This is a genomic window from Allobosea sp. RIT-PG3_2, assembly GCF_057321085.1.
In genome coordinates, this window is record NZ_JBXWCA010000006.1 from 1 (window position 1) to 16,881 (window position 16,881).

Below are 16,881 nucleotides of genomic sequence, written 5' to 3' on the forward strand. Positions count from 1 at the left end.
CCAGAGGCTAGAGGGCGAGGCTTCCGGAAACGACGCCCGCGCCAATCGCGCGGGGCTTGATCGTCTCGCGGCCGGGGCGAACCCGGCCGCGGAAACAAGATGGGTCGCCGGAACTCAGGCCGCAACCTGAAGGTCGACGTCGATGTTGCCCTTCGTCGCGTGCGAGTAGGGGCAGACCACATGGGCCTTCTGGACGAGGTCCTCGACCACGGCCTTGTCGACGCCGGGCACGGAGATTGTCAGCTTCACGGCGATGCCGAAGCCCTGGCCGTCGTCGCGCGGGCCGATGCCGACATCGGCCGAGACCTTCGCCTCGTCGGGGATCTTCACCTTCTCCTTGCCGGCGACGAATTTCAGCGCGCCGAGAAAGCAGGCGGAATAGCCAATCGAGAAGAGCTGCTCGGGATTCGTGCCTTCGCCGCCGCCGCCACCAAGTTCCTTCGGGGTGTTCAGGACGAGCTTGACGTTGCCGGTGTCAGTCGCGGCCTGGCCTTCGCGGCCGCCGGTGGCGGAACCATGAGCGGTGTAGAGGATTTTCATGGGAGGGCTCCTTCTCTGTGGGGTCAACCAATGCCTGCTATTTAGATTGTGCACAATTAGATTGTCAACAATTAATTTGTGACTCGCTGCGCTTTCATGTAAACGCTGGTCATCCCGGACGCAGCGAAGCGCAGATCCGGGATCCAGGCCTGAACCTTGAGCGGACGCGCTCCGGCATGAGTCCCGGGTCAAGCCCGGGATGACGGCGTGATTCCGTGCAGAATCGACAGCTCCGGGAAATGAAGCGGGCGGTTGATTAGGAGGCTGCTTTCAGGTTGCGTGGGAATGACGGTGCAAGAGGGCGCGATGGCACAGCGGGATGAAGCCAGGGACGGCATGTCGCGGCTGGAGCAGCAGCTCTGCTTCGCGATCTATCAGGCCGGCCACGCTTTCAACCGGGCGTATCGCCCGATCCTGGCCGAGCTCGGGCTGACCTATCCGCAATATCTCGTGATGCTGGTGCTGTGGGAGCAGGACGGACTGACGGTCAAGGAGCTCGGCGAGAAGCTGATGCTCGATTCCGGCACGTTGACCCCGCTGCTGAAGCGCCTTGAAGGCGCCGGGATCATCCGGCGCGAGCGCGACGCCCGCGACGAGCGCCAGGTCCGTATCCGCCTCGCCGAAAAAGGCGAGGGGATGCGCGTGCAGGGGCGCTGCGTGCAGGACGCGATCGGCCAGGCGCTGGGCCGGACGGCTCAGGACGCCGCAAGGCTGCGCGACCAGCTCGATCTCGTCCGCGATGCGCTGCTGACGGCATCCAAGGACGGCTGAGCGTTCCGAGGCCCGGCACTCCCGCAACGCAGAAGCTCCGGCATCTCGTATTGCCGGAGATGCTCGGGGCAAGCCCCGGCATGACGCGCCGCGGCGCCTGATATTTTTTCTCCGTCCATTTGTCGTCTGCTGCGGCCTCGCCCGCAGCGGCACAAGGCGGATTCCACATGGTTTACGGATACTTAACCTTAACGAGCTGTGATGGCGGAGAGTCCTTGCAGGTGCGGTTCCGTGCCTGTGATTCCATTGACGCCCATAATGGCCCATGCTATCCCAAATCATCCCGTCGAAGCCGGCAGGCAATCCAAGGGTCAGGCTCCGTGTGCCGCGCGGATTTTGGCTTGCAGGCGTGCTTTGCCCGCTTCGACGGAGGGATTTTTCGCCGCCCGCCTCGGTGCGCCGCGGCGTCGTGAAGAGCAGGCCGGGAGGCGGCGTTGATGGACCGCTTCGTCTCGAACTTCACCAATCGCCTCGACGCCAAGGGGCGCGTTTCCATTCCTTCGAGCTTTCGGGCCGTCCTGGCCAAGGACGGGTACGAGGGGCTCTATGTCCATCAGGCGCTCGATCTGCCGGCGCTGGATGCCGGCGGCAACGCGCTGCGGGCGACGATCGACGACATCCTCGCGCGCTTCTCGCCGTTCTCCGACGAGTGGGAGCTGCTCTCGACGGCGCTCAACGGCACCTCGGAGGTGCTGAAGGTCGATACGGAGGGGCGGATGGTGCTGAGCGAGGCGCTCAGGGCGCATGCCGGCATCGGCGATACCGTGACCTTCGTGGGGCACGGGCACAAATTCCAGATCTGGGAGCCGGAACGGTTCCGCGCACATCTCGATGCGGCGCGGACGCGGCTTCGCGACGTCAAGCGCACCCTGGGTGGCTTGGGGGTTCCAGCCGGAGGCGCGGGCACATGACGGATCATGGCGACCGTTCCGGTGCGGCCATTAGCGGACCGGTTCGTCATGTGCCCGTGCTGCTGGCCGAGGTGCTGGAGGCGCTCGCCCTGCGGCCCGGCGGGCGCTATCTCGACGGCACCTTCGGCGCTGGCGGCTACACGAAGGCGATCCTCGACGCGGCGCCGGATGCGGTCCTGCTCGGGCTCGACCGCGACCCGAGCGCGATCGCCGGCGGGGCGGACCTCGTCGCGGCGATGGCCGGGCGATTGACGCTGTCGCAGGCCTGCTTCGGCGAGCTGGCCGAGGAGGCCGAGCGCTTCGGAATGACGCCGCTCGACGGCGTCGTACTCGATATCGGCGTCTCCTCGATGCAGATCGACCAGGCCGAGCGCGGCTTCTCGTTCCGCTTCGACGGGCCGCTCGACATGCGCATGAGCGGGGCAGGGCAGAGCGCCGCCGACATCGTCAACGAGGCCGAGGAAGGGCTGCTCGCCAACATCTTCTATCACTATGGCGAGGAGCGCCGCTCCCGCGCCGTGGCCCGCGCCGTGATCGAGGCGCGCCGCAAGGCGCCGCTGGCGACGACAAAGCAGCTCGCCGACCTCGTCGCCGGGATCGTGCGGGGCGAGCCGGGCGGGGCCCATCCGGCGACGCGCGTCTTCCAGGCGCTGCGCATCGCAGTCAATGACGAACTCGGCGAGCTGGTGCGGGCGCTGCATGCGGCGGAAGCCGTGCTGAAGCCCGGCGGGCGGCTGGTCGTCGTGACCTTCCATTCGCTGGAGGACCGCATCGTCAAGCAGTTCTTCGCCGAGCGCTCGGGCCGCGTGCCGTCCGGCTCGCGCCATGCGCCGGCCGTGGCCTCCGAACAGCCGACCTTCCGGCTGATCAGCAAGGGCGCCATCGCGCCTTCCGAAGCCGAGATGCGGGCCAATCCGCGGGCGCGCTCGGCCAAGCTGCGCGCCGCAGAGCGCAACGAGGCGCCGGCGCGCCGGGCCGATGCCGGGCTCGTCGCGCTCTCCACCGTTCCCGACCCGCAGCCGCGCCGGAGACCCTGAGCGTGATCAAGCTCCTGCATGTCATCGCCATCGGCGCGCTGGTCTCCTCGGCGGTCTATGCCTACTCGATCAAATACGAAACGACGCTGGCGGCCGAGCATCTCCAGAAGCTCAAGGGCAAGACCCAGCGCGAGCGCGACGCGATCCAGGTGCTCAAGGCCGAGTGGCAGTTCCTCAACCGCCCCGACCGCGTCCAGGCGCTGGCCGAGCGGCATCTCGACCTGCAGCCTTTCGTCGTGACGCAGGTGGTGAAGCCGTCCGACATCCCCAATCGCGGCCCGAAGGTCGACACCATCGGCCGCAAGCTCGCGGATCTCGGGCTCGGCGTGCCGACCGAGACGCCGAAGAACGCCAAGTCGAGCGCGACGACGCCGGGACCGATGCCATGACCGAGCCGACACCGAACGGGGCGCCGATGGAGCAGCAGGGCGAGGCGGCCGAGACCATCACCAAGCGCGCGCGCCTTGCCTGGCTGCGCGACGTCTTCCGCATGAGCGGGGAGAAGAGCCAGCCCCGCGTCGGCCTCGTCATCCTCGGCTTTTCCGCCCTGTTCATCGCGATCACCGGCAGGCTCGTCATGCTTGGGGCGCTGCCGAACGAGCAGGTCGGCCTGCGCCGCGCGACCTCCACCGCCATTTCCGCCGCACGCCCCGACATCGTCGACCGCAACGGCGAGGTGATGGCCACGGACATCCGCACGGTCTCGGTCTTCGCCGAGCCGCGCAAGATCCTCGACAAGGACGAGGCGACCGAGCTGCTGACGGCCGTGTTGCCGGACCTCGACGCCAAGGATCTGCGCGACAAGCTCAACACCAAGAAGGGCTTCGTCTGGGTCAAGCGCGAGATCACGCCGCGCCAGCAGGCCGAGGTGCACCGGCTCGGCATCCCCGGCGTCGGCTTCGTGCCCGAGAACAAGCGCGTCTATCCCAACGGCACCGCCGCCGCCCATGTGCTCGGCTTCGCCAATATCGACAATGTCGGCATCGCCGGCATGGAGAAATACATCGACTCGCAGGGGCTGCAGGACCTCAACGGCGCCGGGCTCGCGACGGAAGCCTCGGACCTCAAGCCGGTCCAGCTCTCGATCGATCTGCGCGTGCAGCATCTGCTGCGCGACGAGCTCTTCAAGGGCATGGAGCGCTTCAAGGCCATCGCGGCGGCCGGCGCGATCATCGACGTGACCACGGGCGAGGTGATCGCGCTCGCCTCGCTGCCGGATTTCGACCCGAACAACCCGGTCGACGCGCTGGAGAAGGACCGCATCAACCGGATGAGTGTCGGCGTCTACGAGATGGGCTCGACCTTCAAGGCGCTGACCATCGCGATGGCGCTCGATTCCGGCAAGGCCAACATCAATTCGAGCTATTCGACCGCCGGCGGCATGATGCGGTTCGGCCGCCAGGTCATCAAGGAATACCACGGCACCGGCCGCACGCTGACGGTGCCCGAGGTCTTCCTGCACTCGTCGAACATGGGCTCGATCAAGATGGCGCTGGCCGTCGGCGTCGAGGGCCACAAGGCGTTCCTGCGGAAGATGATGCAGCTCGACCGGATGACGACGGAGCTGCCGGAAAGCGCAGCCCCGATCGTTCCGCAGCGCTGGGGCGAGATCAACACCGCGACCATCGCCTTCGGCCACGGTCTCGCGGTGGCGCCGCTGCAGGCGCTCTCCGCCGTCGCCGCGCTGGTCAATGGCGGCTATCTGATGAAGCCGACCTTCCTGAAGCGCTCCGAGGAGGATGCGCGCAAGGTGGCGACCCGGGTGATCAAGCCGGAGACCTCCGAGGCGATGCGCTTCATCATGCGGCTCAACGGCGAGAAGGGTTCGGCTCGCAAGGCCGACGTTCCCGGCTACTTCGTCGGCGGCAAGACCGGCACGGCCGAGAAGGTCATCAACGGCCGCTACGCCAAGAACAAGAACTTCACGACCTTCACGGCGATCGCGCCCTCCGACAAGCCGAAATACCTCTTCCTCGCGATCTATGACGAGCCGAAGGGTTATGCCGAGAGCGGCGGCTATTCGACCGCGGCCTGGAATGCCGGCGTGACCACCGGCAGGGTGATCGAGCGCGCGGCACCGATCCTCGGGCTCAACCCGCGCTTCGACCCGCCGCCCTCGCCCTTCCCGCTGATGGCGAAGCTGGGGGCCTGGGGTTCGCGGTGACATCTTGACGGCGCCGCTGCCGCGCCGTCATTCCGGGGCAGGCCGCAGGCCTGAGCCCGGAACCAAGAAACACAGGACGATCAGGATCAGCCGGTGCGCTTCGACATACCAGGGTATCGGTTCTGGGTTCCGGGCTCTTCGCTTGCGCGAAGCCCCGGAATGACGGAGGTCGCATGAGTTCGATGACCGGATACAGCCTCGGAGACCTCTTCCCCGAGACCTTCGAGGCCGAGGCTGCCAGCCAGCAGGTGCACGGCGTCGCCTTCGACAGCCGCAAGGTGACGGGAGACGACGTCTTCGTCGCGCTCGCCGGCGCAAAGGCGGATGGCGCGCGCTTCATCATGGATGCGGTGGGGCATGGCGCCGTCGCGATCGTTTCGGGCGGACCGCGCCCGGCGGACCTGCCGGCCGGCGTCGCCTTCGCGCAGGTCGACGACCCCCGGCTCGCGCTGGCGCTGGCCGCCGCGAAGGTCCATCCGCGCCAGCCGGAAACGATCGTGGCGGTGACCGGCACCAGCGGCAAATCCTCGGTCGCGGACTTCACGCGGCAGATCTTCCAGGCGCTCGGCCATGAGGCGGCGAGCGTCGGCACCATCGGCGTGGTGACGCGCAAGGGCGCCGATTACGGCTCTCTGACGACGCCCGATCCGCTCTCGCTGCACGCCTCGCTCGACAAGCTGGCGGGCGAGGGCATCACGCATCTCGCCATGGAGGCGTCCTCGCACGGCCTCGACCAGCGCCGGCTCGACGGCGTCAGGCTGAAGGCGGGCGCCTTCCTCAATCTCGGCCGCGACCATCTCGACTATCACCCGAGCGTCGAGGACTACCTCGCCGCCAAGCTCCGGCTCTGGACGCTGCTGCCGGCCGGCGCGCCGGTCGTGATCAACCGCGACGAGCCCTATGCGGGAGAGGCGGCGCAGGCCGCCGAGGCAGCGGGGCATCCGGTGCTCGGCATCGGCCGCAAGGGTGAGACGCTGACACTGCTCGCCAACGAGCGCGAGGGCTTCTCGCAGCGCCTGACGGTCGGCTTCGACGGGCAGAAACTCTCCGTCGCCCTGCCGCTGGTCGGCGATTTCATGGCCGGCAATGCGCTGGTCGCCGCCGGGCTCGCCATCGCGACGGGCGCGGACAAGGCGGCGGCGCTGCAGGCGATGGCCGGGCTCACCGGCGTCGCCGGACGGCTCGAACGCGTCGGCGAGGCGAATGGCGGGCTTGTCGTCGTCGATTATGCCCACAAGCCCGATGCGCTCGCGGCCGTGCTCACGACGCTGCGCCCCTATGCGACCGGGCGGCTGATCTGCGTCTTCGGCTGCGGCGGCGACCGCGACAAGGGCAAGCGGCCGCTGATGGGCGCGATCGCGGCCGAGAAGGCCGATATCGCTATCGTCACCGACGACAATCCGCGTAGCGAGGACCCGGCGACCATCCGGGCCGAGATCATGGCCGCCTCGCCAGAGCTTTCCGAGATCGGCGACCGCGAGGAGGCGATCCGCGCCGCCGTGAAGATGCTCAAGCCTGGGGATTTGCTGGTCGTGGCCGGAAAAGGCCATGAAAGCGGCCAGATCATAGGCGACCGCACGCTACCCTTCTCCGATCACGACGTGGTCCGGAAAGCGCTATCGGAGATCAAGTGATGAGCGCCCCGCTCTGGACCGGAGACAAGCTGATCGCGGCGCTGGGCGCGCGACCCGAAGGTGCTGTGCCGCCTGTCGTGACCGGCGCGTCGATCGACACCAGGACGCTCGAGCCGGGCGACGTCTTCTTCGCCATCAAGGGCGAGGCCCGCGACGGGCATGACTTCGTCAAGGGCGCGCTCGACAAGGGCGCGGCGCTGGCCGTCATCGACGAGGAGCACGCGGCAGAGTTCGCCGGGGCCGGCGCGCTCGCCATCGTGCCCGACGTGCTGAAGGCGATGGAGCAGGCCGGCACCGCGCGCCGGGCCGAACTCAAGGCCGGCATCGTCGCCGTCACTGGCTCGGTCGGCAAGACCGGCACCAAGGAGGCGCTGCGCCTCGTGCTCTCGCGGCAGGGCAAGACCCATGCGCCGGTCGCCTCCTACAACAACCATTGGGGCGTGCCTCTCACGCTCTGCCGGACGCCTGCCGATATCGCCTATGGCGTCTACGAGATCGGGATGAACAGCCCCGGCGAGATCGTGCCGCTGGCGCGGATGGTGCGCCCGCAGGTCGCGATCATCACCACGATCCAGCCGGTGCATCTCGCCGCCTTCGCTTCGCTGGAGGGGATCGCCGAGGAGAAGGCCGGCGTCTTCTGGGAACTTGAAAAAGGCGGCACGGCCATCGTCAACGCCGACATCCCGCAATCGGAGCTGCTGCGCGATATCGCCAAGTCCGGGCCGGCCGGGCGGATCATCACCTTCGGCGAAAGCCCGGATGCCGATGTCCGGCTGATCTCCTGCGCGCTCAAGCCGGACCTGTCCGTGGTCGAGGCCCGCGTCTTCGGCGAGCCCGTCACCTATCGCCTCGGCAGCCCGGGCAAGCATATCGTGCTGAACTCGCTCGGCGTGCTCGCCGTCGTCCATGCGCTCGGTGCCGATCTCGCGCTGGCCGCGCTCGCGCTCGGCGACCTCAGGCCGCCGGCCGGGCGCGGGGCGCGGCAGATCCTGCAGGCGCGGGGCGGCGCGATCACGCTGCTCGACGAGAGCTACAACGGCAACCCCGCCTCGATGCGCGCCGCGATCGAGAATCTCGGTCGCTTGCCGGTGGAAGGGCGCGGCCGGCGCATCGCCGTGCTCGGCGACATGCTGGAGCTCGGACCGAGCGGCGGCGACCTCCATCGCGATCTCGCCGAGCCCCTCGTGGCCAACACGATCGACAAGGTCTTCGCCTGTGGCCCGCTGATGAAAGGGCTCTATGAGAGCTTGCCTTCCGCCATGCGGGGGGCTTATGCCCCCGGGGCGAGCGAACTGGAACCGCTCGTGCTCGATGCGATCCGCGCCGGCGATGTCGTCACGGTCAAGGGTTCGCTCGGCTCGCGCATGGGGCCGATCGTCAAGGCGATCCTCGCGCGCTTCCCCGCCATGCCTGCCGAAGACTGACCCTGAGAGCGGGATGCGAAAAAGTGGAAGCCGGTTTTTCGCACCAATCCCACTCTCATCTTTTGGAATCGATCACGTTTTATGATTTGGGATCGAATCGATCCAAAATCATCGTGATTTAAGAGAATCAATCAGCATGCTCGTCTGGCTCGCCGACTTCTCCGGCACCTTCCCGATCCTGAACGTCTTCCGCTACATCACCTTCCGGGCTGGTGGGGCTACGGCGACGGCGCTGCTCTTCGTCTTCTTCTTCGGCCCGGCGGCGATCTCCTGGCTCAGGATCAAGCAGGGCAAGGGGCAGCCGATCCGCACCGACGGCCCCGAATCGCATCTCGCCAAGCGCGGCACGCCGACCATGGGCGGGCTGATGATCCTGGGCGGGCTCTTCGCCGCGACGCTGCTCTGGGGCAATCTGCGCAACCCCTATGTCTGGATCGTGCTCGGCGTGACGTTCTGCTACGGCGCCATCGGCTTCTATGACGACTATCTCAAGGTGACCAAGCAGTCGCATAAGGGCTTCTCGGGCAAGGCGCGCATCGCGATCGAGGTCGTGGTCGCGCTGATCGCCTGCTACCTCGTGATGCAGACGCAGCCGCCGGCGATCTCGTCGGGCTTCGCCATGCCGTTCCTCAAGGACGCGATCATCCCGCTCGGCATCCTGTTCCCGCTGGTGACGGCCTTCGTCGTGGTCGGCGCCGGCAATTCGGTGAACCTGACCGACGGGCTCGACGGGCTCGCCATCGTGCCGGTGATGATCGCGGCCGGCACCTTCGGCTTCATTTCCTATCTCGTCGGTAACGCGATCTTCGCCAACTACCTGCAGATCAACCATGTGCCGGGCTCGGGCGAGCTTGCGGTGATCTGCGGCGCAGTGATCGGCGCCGGCCTCGGCTTCCTCTGGTTCAACGCGCCGCCGGCGCAGATCTTCATGGGCGATACCGGCTCGCTCGGCCTCGGCGGCCTGCTCGGCACCATCGCGGTCGCGACCAAGCACGAGATCGTGCTGGCGATCGTCGGCGGTCTGTTCGTCGTCGAGGCCCTCTCGGTCATCATCCAGGTCGCCGTGTTCAAACGCACGGGCAAGCGCGTCTTCCTGATGGCGCCGATCCACCACCATTTCGAGAAGCTGGGCTGGACCGAGCCGCAGGTCGTGATCCGCTTCTGGATCATCTCCGTCGTGCTGGCGCTGGTCGGCCTCTCCACGCTCAAGCTGCGCTGACATGACCCCCGTCACGGTCTTCGCCGGGCGCAAGGTCGCCCTGTTCGGCCTCGGCGGCTCGGGGCTCGCCACGGCACGCGCGCTCAGGGCCGGCGGCGCGGATGTCGCGGCCTGGGACGACAACGAGACGAGCCGCGACAAGGCGGCGGCCGAGGGCATCGCCGTCGTCGATCTCGCCAGCGACGATTGGTCGGGCTTTGCCGCCTTCGTGCTCTCGCCCGGCGTGCCGCTGACGCATCCGGAGCCGCACTGGACCGTGGCGAAGGCGAAGGCTGCGGGCGTCGCGATCATCGGCGATGTCGAATTGTTCTTTCTGGAGCGGGCCAGGATCGCGCCAGGCTCTCCGGTCGTCTGCATCACCGGCACCAACGGCAAGTCGACGACGACGGCGCTGAGCGCGCATGTGCTGAAGCAGGCCGGGCGCGACGTGCAGATGGGCGGCAATATCGGCACTGCGGTGCTGGCGCTGGAGCCGCCCGCGGCCGGGCGCGTCCACGTCATCGAGTGCTCGAGCTACCAGATCGACCTCGCGCCATCGCTTAAGCCCACGGTCGGCATCCAGATGAACCTGACGCCGGATCATCTCGACCGGCACGGTTCGCTGGAGAATTATGCGGCGATCAAGGAGCGGCTGGTCGCCGCGGCCGATATCGCCGTCGTCGGCGTCGACGATGAGGCCTCCAAGCAGATGGCGCGCCGCCGCGCCGCGGGGGGCCGCCCGCTCGTCAAGATCAGCGGCGAGCAGCCGCTCGACGAAGGCGTCTTCGCCGGCGTCACCGCCAATCACGGCCGGCTCGATACCCGCATCGTCGAGGTCAAGGACGGCAAGCCCAAGGTCGTCGCCAATCTCGCCGGCATCGGTTCCTTGCGCGGTTCGCACAACGCACAGAACGCGGCGGCGGCCTTCGCCGCCTGCTCGGCAGTAGGCTTGAGCGCCGAGGAGATCGAGGCCGGCTTCAAGAGCTATCCGGGTCTCGCGCATCGCATGGAGGAGCTCGGCCGGATCGGCCGCGTCGTCTTCATCAACGACTCCAAGGCGACCAATGCGGATTCCACGGAAAAGGCGCTGACCTCCTTCCGCGACATCTTCTGGATCCTCGGCGGCAAGGCCAAGGATGGCGGCATCGAGTCCCTGCGCCGCTATTTCCCGAATATCGCCAGGGCCTATCTGATCGGGGCCGCGAGCGATCTCTTCGCCGCGACCTTCGACGAGGATGGGCGTGTCACCTATGAGCGCAGCGTCACTCTCGACCAGGCGGTGGCTGACGCGACGCGCGATGCGCTCGCCAAGCCGGGCGAGGGCGAGATCGCGGTGCTGCTCTCGCCGGCCTGCGCCTCCTTCGACCAGTTCCCGAATTTCGAGGTGCGCGGCGACACGTTCCGCAAGCTTGTCGCAGCGCTGCCGGGTTTCGAGCCCTTCGGGGCACCCGGAAAATCTACCGCTCCGTAGAGCCTGCTGATGTGAGCCGGAAAAGCGTGCTCATCCCGGGCTTGACCCGGGATCCATGCCGGAACTGTTCAGGCATGGATCCCGGATCTCCGCTTCGCTGCGTCCGGGACGACGGCACGGACGTTCAAATCCGGCTGGGCTGATCGGCGTCAGGACGCCGGGCAGGCGGAGCCGCTGTCGGCCCAGGCCTGCATCAGCGCGCCGAACTCGGCCGGGGTGCCCGGAGCCGGTTCGCGGCCCTTGCCGGGCTTCCAGCCCCAGAGCACGAGGCTGTCGGTGGTGACGTGCTTGACCAGCGCGGCGAGATCGCGGCTGCCGTTGCGGTTCTGGTCCTTCAATTGCTCGCAGATCTGGGCGAGGCTCTTGCCCTCCCAGGCCATGGAGGCCGGCGCCAGCGCCCAATGCTCGTTGCCGGGGATGCGGGCGGGATCGAAGTTCTCCTTGCCGTGGCAGGTCGCGCAATGCAGGCCGGCCGCGCCGCGCCCGTCCTTGCCGCGCACGACGAGGGGTTCGTGCAGCTTGCGCAGATCGCCCTGGCGCGGCCGCTCCGTCGCCGGATGGCAGTTCATGCAGCGCGGATGCGTGAGCACCTTGCCCATCTCGTTGAAGACCGCGACCGAGCGATCGCGCTGATTGGCGATGGACGAGAAGCTCGATGCCGGCCTCAAGGTCGCGCCGCCGGGTTGAGCCTGCCCGGCGTTCTGCGCCAGCGTCAGCGCGCTGCCGGTGACGCAGACCGCAAGCGCGGCGGCGGCAGCGAGGATGAGATTCCTGCTCATCAGACGGTTCCTCCCTGCATCGGCAGCTGGCGCGGCCGGCCATGGCCGAGCGCGGCGAGCGCATTGGCGACGGCGGGGCCGATCGGCGGCACGCCGGGCTCGCCGACCCCGCTCGGTTTCTCGGTGGAGGCGATGATCCTGACCTCGACCTCCGGCATCTCGTGGATGCGCAGGGAGCGGTATTCGTGGAAGTTGGTCTGCACCGGCCGGCCCTGATCGAGCGTGATCTCGCCATAGAGCGCATGGCCGAGGCCGAAGCCAATGCCGCCTTCCATCTGGGCGCGGATGATGTCGGGGTTGACGGCGACGCCGCAATCCACTGCGCACCAGACCTTGTGCACCTTCGGCTCGCCCTCAGGGCCGATCGAGACCTCGGCGACCTGGGCGACGAAGGAATCGAAGCTCTCGACCACGGCGATGCCGCGCGCGCGGCCATCGAACGGGCCGGCGCCCTTCCAGTTCGCCAGTTCGCCGACCGCCTTCAGGACGCCGGCCGCGCGGGGATGCCTGTCGCCCATCAGGGCGAGCCGGCCCTGCAGCGCGTCCTGCCCCGCGGCCTGCAGCAACTCGTCGATGAAGCATTCGACGGCATAGCCGGTATGGGTGTGGCCGACCGAGCGCCACCACAGCGTGGGCACGCCGACCTTGGGATTGTGCACCTCGCAGTGGAAGTCCGGCACCTCGTAGAAGATTTCGTTGGCGCCCTCGACGGAGGTCGCGTCGATGCCGTTCTTGACGGTCATCGCCTCGAAGGGCGTGCCCAGGAAGAAGGACTGGCCGACCAGCGTGTTCGACCAGGCCATGACCTTGCCGTCCTTCACCGCCCCTCTCAGGCGATGCACGAAGAGCGGCCGGTAGTAGCCGCCTGTGAGATCGTCCTCGCGGGTCCAGACGATTTTGACCGGGCGGTTCGGGCCGATCGCCTTGGCCACCATGGCGAGCTCGGCGGCGAGATGCTGGCTGACCTGCGCGCGCCGGCCGAAGCTGCCGCCAGCCAGCATGGTCTCTAGGCTCACCTTCTCGGGCGGAAGGCCGAGGATGGTCGCGATGGTCTGGTGTTCGGTGGTCTGGAACTGGCTACCGAATCGGGCGAGCGCCCGCTCGCCGTCCCATTCCAGATAGCCGTCGAGCGGCTCCATGGGCGCATGCGCCAGATAGGGGAAGACGAACTCGGCCTCGATGACGCGGTCGGCCTTGGCGAGCGCGGCCTCGGCATCGCCGTGGCTGCCGGCGACGGTGCCGGGTTGCCGGGCGAGCTTGCGGTATTCAGCGATCAGCTCGGCGCTGCCGCGCTTCTCGGCCGCGCTGTCGTCCCAGGTGACCTTGAGGACCTCGCGGCCCTTCAGCGCCGGCCACATGCCGTTGGCATAGACCGCGACGCCCGAGCCGATCTGCTTGACGTCGACCACGCCTTTGATCTTGAGCGCCTCCGAGGCGTCGAAGCTCGCGACCTTGCCGCCGAAGCGCGGCGAGCGGGCGACGACCACCGTCAGCATGCCGGGCACGTGGATGTCGATGGTGAACTGCGCTTTGCCCCGCGCCTTGTCGGCGCTGTCGAGGCGCTTTACCGCGCCTTCCTTGCCGATCAGCTTGTAGGCCGCAGCGGGCTTCAGCGGCGGGTTCTCCGGCACGGGGAGCTTCGCGGCGGCTTCCGCGAACTCGCCGAAAGAGCCCTTCTTGCCGGAGGCATGGGCGATGACGCCGTCGGAGACGGTGATCTCGCCAGCCGGGACCTTCCAGGCATCGGCTGCCGCCTGAACGAGCATGGAACGCGCCGCGGCGCCCGCCTTGCGCATCTGCTCCCAGCTGTTGGCGATTGCGGTCGAGCCGCCGGTGCCCTGCACGCCGAAGAGGAGATTGGCGTAGAGCTTGACGTCGGCCGGGGAATGCTCGGCCCGCATCTGGCTCCAGGCCGCGTCCATCTCCTCGGCGGCGAGAGTAGCGAGACCGGTGAACGGCCCCTGGCCGAACTCGATGTGCTTGACGAGCACCGTCACGGTGGAGTCGGGCGCGACGCGGATGAAGGCATTGGGCGCGAAGGTGGCGTTGCCGCCCGGCCGGTAGGCCGCGCCGGCTCCGGATTGGGCCTTGGCGCCACGCGGCAGGTGCAGGCCAATGACGAGGGCGCCGGCGCCCTTCAGCAGCGCGCGGCGGGAGAACTTGGGATCATGCGCGGTCATGGCTCAGATCTCCAGCGCGCGGGCGGCGTCATGGATCGCGGCGCGGATGCGGACGTAAGTGGCGCAGCGGCAGATGTTGCCGTTCATCGCGAGGTCGATGTCGCGGTCGCTCGGCTTCTTGTTCTCCTTGAGCAGGGCGATGGCGCTCATCACCTGGCCGGACTGGCAGTAGCCGCATTGCGGCACGTCGCGGGCGGTCCAGGCGGCTTGCACGGCGTCGGCTTCCTTGCCGGCGAGACCTTCGATGGTCGTGATCTCGCTGGTGCCGACCGCCGAGACCGGCGTCACGCAGGAGCGCAGCGGCTGCCCGTCGATGAAGACGGTGCAGGCGCCGCATTGGGCGACGCCGCAGCCGAATTTGGTGCCGGTGAGGCCGAGATTGTCGCGGATCGCCCAAAGCAGGGGCGTTTCGTCGTCGATGTCGACGCTATGCGTCGTCCCGTTGACCTTGAGAGAGACCATGGCTGCCTCCGATGCTGGCAAGACGCAGCGCGGCACCTGGTGCGGATCGAGGGCTCGCCCTCGATGGCCCGATCTGACATATCAGATGGCGGGCGATGGATCCGTAGCCCTGGGTCGCGCGACTGGACTGGTTAGACGTTTTGAGTCTAACTAGGATGGTCGCGCGCAGTTTGGATTTTGTCAAGACTACCGACGCTGCAAATGCCGGACGAAAGCGAAAGTTCCAGCCCTCTCCCTGTCGACGAGGCGAATGCCCGCGTCGACCAGATCGCCGATGCGGCGCTGCGGCTGTTCGCCCGCTATGGCTACAAGCGCAGCTCGATGGACGACATCGCCAAAGAGGCCGGTCTCGCCAAGGCGACTCTCTACCTCCACTTCAAAGGCAAGGACGACGTCTTCCGGGCGATGCTGGACTTGCTGGCGCGCCGCGTCGAGGCACGTTGCCGTGAGGTGGTCGAGAGGAGGGGGCCGTTTCCGGAACGCCTCGCCGCGCTGCTCCAGGCTCATCATGGGCAGGCCTATGCGAGCTTCGGCACAGGCGAGCATCTCGTCGAGCTGAAGGCAGTGATGAACGCCATCGCGACGCGGGAGTTGCAGGCGTTCGAGCAGATCTTCGCCAGCTTCGCGCGCCAACTGCTTCGGGAAGCGGAAGCCCAGGGCGAGATCGCCCTGAACCGTGGCTCCATCACCATCGAGGACTGGATCTCCGGGCTGATGTTCGCTGCTGCCGGGGCCAAGACGGGCGAGCCGCCGGGTGCCCAGGTCTATGCCGAGCGGCTAGCCGGGATCGCGCGAGTTTTCGCGGCCGCGGTGACGACGGGATAGGCTTGCCGGCTCTGCATGCAACCACGCGGTCATTCCGGGGCTTCGCGAAGCGAAGAGCCCGGAAGCCAGAACCGACGCATGCGACGAAAGAGCTGGCCAACCTGAGCCTTCGCGACGAGCGATATCGGTTCTGGGTTCCGGGCTCAGGCCTTCGGCCCGCCCCGGAATGACGGTGTGGTTCCGTCCTAAAACAGCGGGCTTCGGAGTGCCGTCCGGCAAGCCGGTCGTTCGCCGTGTGCAAGTCCGGCAAACCACGGCATCGGAATCAATCGGTTAACCATTCATTGACAGAGTGATTCGTCACGCAAGGCGTGGCTTCGGCCGCGCAGAATTTGTCGATGGGATGCCGTCATGGTCTCGCGCGCGGAACCTTCTCTCAGTGGCCGCTGGTGGTGGTCGATCGATCGCCTGATCCTGACCGCGCTCGTCGCGCTGATGGTCTCGGGCGTGGTGCTGCTGATGGCCGGCGGGCCGCCGGTGGCCGAGCGGCTCGGGCTCTCGACCTTCCATTTCGTCAACCGGCAGGCCGCCTATCTCGCCGTCGCGCTGGCGATCTTCCTCGGCGTCTCGCTGATGACGCCGCGCCAGGTGAGGCGCGCGGCGCTGCTGATCTACGTGGTCTCGCTCGCGATGGTGGTGGCGACGCTCTATTTCGGCGTCGAGGTGAAGGGCGCCAAGCGCTGGCTGACGCTCGGCCCGCTAGGCTCGGTCCAGCCTTCCGAATTCCTGAAGCCGGCCTTTGTCGTACTGGCCGCCTGGGCCTTCGCCGAAGGCACGCGCCGGCCGGACCTGCCGGGCACGATCATGGCGCTGCTGCTCCTGCCGATCACGATCGTGCCGCTCGTGCTGCAGCCCGATTTCGGCCAGACCATGCTGGTCAGCCTCGTCTGGTGCGGGCTGTTCTTCGTCGCCGGCCTGCATTGGTTCTGGGTGATCGGGCTCGGCGGCATCGGCGCCACCGGCATCCTCGTCGCCTATGAGCTGGTGCCGCACGTCCGCGCCCGCATCGAGCGCTTCATGGACAAGGGCTCGGGCGACACCTTCCAGGTCGACACCGCGCTGGAGAGCTTCGCGCAGGGCGGCTGGCTGGGGAAGGGACCGGGCGAGGGCACGGTGAAGCGCATCCTGCCGGACGCGCATACCGACTTCATCTTCGCCGTCACGGCCGAGGAGTTCGGCATCCTCGTCTGCATGCTGCTCGTCGCGCTGTTCGCGGCCATCGTGATCCGGTCGCTCTTCGTGGCGCAGAAGGCGGAGGACCCGTTCATCCGCCTCGCCGTAACGGGGCTCGCGCTGCTCTTCGGCATCCAGGCGGCGATCAACATGATGGTCAACCTGCACATGATGCCGGCCAAGGGCATGACGCTACCGTTCATCTCCTATGGCGGCTCGTCGCTGCTCTCGCTCGCGATCGGCACCGGCTTTTTGCTGGCGCTGACCCGGCGCAGGCCGCGCTCGGTCGATTTCGGCTCCTACGGACGTTGA

15 protein-coding genes are annotated in these 16,881 nt (G+C 67.7%); 11 read left to right on the forward strand and 4 right to left on the reverse strand.

Annotated elements, in window-relative coordinates:
- Positions 1–114: 114 nt before the first annotated feature.
- Positions 115–540 (reverse strand): organic hydroperoxide resistance protein, encoded by a 426-nt coding sequence (locus tag AC2FAN_RS17525; protein WP_476804888.1) that lies wholly within the window; start codon positions 538–540, stop codon positions 115–117.
- Between the two features lie 306 nt (positions 541–846).
- On the opposite strand from AC2FAN_RS17525, the gene AC2FAN_RS17530 reads away from it, so the two are divergent.
- From AC2FAN_RS17530 to murD, 9 genes are all read left to right on the forward strand, one after another.
- Positions 847–1,311 carry a MarR family winged helix-turn-helix transcriptional regulator gene (locus AC2FAN_RS17530; protein WP_485175700.1) on the forward strand — a complete coding sequence of 155 codons (465 nt, stop codon included), beginning with the start codon at positions 847–849 and terminating at the stop codon, positions 1,309–1,311.
- A gap of 437 nt (positions 1,312–1,748) precedes the next feature.
- Positions 1,749–2,222 (forward strand): division/cell wall cluster transcriptional repressor MraZ, encoded by a 474-nt coding sequence (locus tag AC2FAN_RS17535; RefSeq protein WP_265054182.1) that lies wholly within the window; start codon positions 1,749–1,751, stop codon positions 2,220–2,222.
- Positions 2,223–2,251: 29 nt separating this feature from the next.
- Positions 2,252–3,259: a 16S rRNA (cytosine(1402)-N(4))-methyltransferase RsmH gene (gene rsmH, locus AC2FAN_RS17540; RefSeq protein WP_485175931.1), complete on the forward strand. Its 1,008-nt coding sequence runs from the start codon at positions 2,252–2,254 to the stop codon at positions 3,257–3,259.
- A 2-nt stretch (positions 3,260–3,261) separates the two neighbouring features.
- Entirely contained in the window at positions 3,262–3,648 is a 387-nt protein-coding gene (ftsL, locus tag AC2FAN_RS17545; protein WP_485175703.1) for a cell division protein FtsL, read from the forward strand.
- A complete protein-coding gene (locus tag AC2FAN_RS17550; protein WP_485175705.1) occupies positions 3,645–5,423 on the forward strand; it encodes a peptidoglycan D,D-transpeptidase FtsI family protein in 1,779 nt (592 codons plus the stop codon). Before ftsL ends, AC2FAN_RS17550 begins: the two co-directional genes overlap by 4 nt.
- A gap of 182 nt (positions 5,424–5,605) precedes the next feature.
- Positions 5,606–7,057: a UDP-N-acetylmuramoyl-L-alanyl-D-glutamate--2,6-diaminopimelate ligase gene (locus AC2FAN_RS17555; protein ID WP_485175932.1), complete on the forward strand. Its 1,452-nt coding sequence runs from the start codon at positions 5,606–5,608 to the stop codon at positions 7,055–7,057.
- Positions 7,057–8,481, forward strand: coding sequence for a UDP-N-acetylmuramoylalanyl-D-glutamyl-2,6-diaminopimelate--D-alanyl-D-alanine ligase (locus tag AC2FAN_RS17560; protein WP_485175707.1), 1,425 nt, complete (start codon positions 7,057–7,059; stop codon positions 8,479–8,481). Before AC2FAN_RS17555 ends, AC2FAN_RS17560 begins: the two co-directional genes overlap by 1 nt.
- Before the next feature lie 136 nt (positions 8,482–8,617).
- Complete coding sequence (gene mraY, locus AC2FAN_RS17565; protein ID WP_265054178.1) at positions 8,618–9,700, forward strand: phospho-N-acetylmuramoyl-pentapeptide-transferase; 1,083 nt, start codon at positions 8,618–8,620, stop codon at positions 9,698–9,700.
- A 1-nt stretch (position 9,701) separates the two neighbouring features.
- Positions 9,702–11,150 carry a UDP-N-acetylmuramoyl-L-alanine--D-glutamate ligase gene (gene murD, locus AC2FAN_RS17570; RefSeq protein WP_485175709.1) on the forward strand — a complete coding sequence of 483 codons (1,449 nt, stop codon included), beginning with the start codon at positions 9,702–9,704 and terminating at the stop codon, positions 11,148–11,150.
- A 149-nt stretch (positions 11,151–11,299) separates the two neighbouring features.
- On the opposite strand, the gene AC2FAN_RS17575 is transcribed toward murD, so the two are convergent.
- Genes AC2FAN_RS17575 through AC2FAN_RS17585 form a run of 3 tightly spaced genes read right to left on the reverse strand, consistent with a single transcriptional unit; the run spans position 11,300 to position 14,571 of the window.
- Entirely contained in the window at positions 11,300–11,929 is a 630-nt protein-coding gene (locus tag AC2FAN_RS17575; RefSeq protein WP_485175711.1) for an Isoquinoline 1-oxidoreductase subunit, read from the reverse strand.
- Entirely contained in the window at positions 11,929–14,109 is a 2,181-nt protein-coding gene (locus AC2FAN_RS17580) for a xanthine dehydrogenase family protein molybdopterin-binding subunit (protein ID WP_485175713.1), read from the reverse strand. Before AC2FAN_RS17580 ends, AC2FAN_RS17575 begins: the two co-directional genes overlap by 1 nt.
- A 3-nt stretch (positions 14,110–14,112) precedes the next feature.
- On the reverse strand, positions 14,113–14,571 hold the full coding sequence (locus AC2FAN_RS17585; protein ID WP_485175715.1) for a (2Fe-2S)-binding protein: 459 nt from the start codon (positions 14,569–14,571) through the stop codon (positions 14,113–14,115).
- A gap of 201 nt (positions 14,572–14,772) precedes the next feature.
- On the opposite strand from AC2FAN_RS17585, the gene AC2FAN_RS17590 reads away from it, so the two are divergent.
- Positions 14,773–15,396 (forward strand): TetR/AcrR family transcriptional regulator, encoded by a 624-nt coding sequence (locus AC2FAN_RS17590; protein ID WP_485175717.1) that lies wholly within the window; start codon positions 14,773–14,775, stop codon positions 15,394–15,396.
- 351 nt (positions 15,397–15,747) lie between these two features.
- Positions 15,748–16,881, forward strand: coding sequence for an FtsW/RodA/SpoVE family cell cycle protein (locus AC2FAN_RS17595; RefSeq protein ID WP_485175719.1), 1,134 nt, complete (start codon positions 15,748–15,750; stop codon positions 16,879–16,881).